We start from the raw sequence: 574 nt of genomic DNA on the forward strand, positions 1-574 counted from the left end.
ACCAGGTGGCTGGGCAAATCAAGCTTGAGCGTGCCGGAATCGCGGTCGAGGAAGCCCGCAAGGCAAAATTGCTGCTTTCGGTAGACCTGGAGGACAAGGATAAGAAGCTTGCCGAGCTGGAGGCGACGTTGAAGGCGCGCGACGAAAAGCTCACCGAGGCCCAGCAGCAACAGGCGGAATTCCTGAAAAAGCAGCGTGCGCTTGACGACGAAAGCCGGGAGATGGCGCTGACCATCGAAAGGAAGATCCAGGAGGGGCTGGACGCCGTTCGCGTCAAGGCGAGGTCGGAAGCGGAAGACGGGCTCAAAATGAAGGTCGCGGAAAAGGAAGAACAGATCGCAGGCATGCAGCGTCAGATTGAGGAGCTGAAGCGCCGTGCGGAACAGGGTTCCCAGCAGCTGCAGGGTGAAGTTCTGGAGCTTCAGCTGGAAGCCCTCATTGCCGGCCGGTTCCCGATGGACGTCATTGAACCGGTTGCCAAGGGTGAGTTCGGCGGAGATGTCCTGCACCGCGTCGTCGGACCGGCCGGCCAGCCATGCGGCGCCATTTTGTGGGAATCGAAACGCACCAAGAA

The 574-nt window shown here is 60.3% G+C and carries 1 protein-coding gene; it reads left to right on the top strand.

Annotated features, from left to right (window positions below; translation table 11 throughout):
• Positions 1-574: DUF2130 domain-containing protein (locus NKH49_RS34855; protein ID WP_352930248.1), on the top strand; the 574-nt coding region annotated here is incomplete at both ends.

This window comes from Mesorhizobium sp. M1088 (genome assembly GCF_040318575.1).
GTDB lineage: Bacteria > Pseudomonadota > Alphaproteobacteria > Rhizobiales > Rhizobiaceae > Mesorhizobium.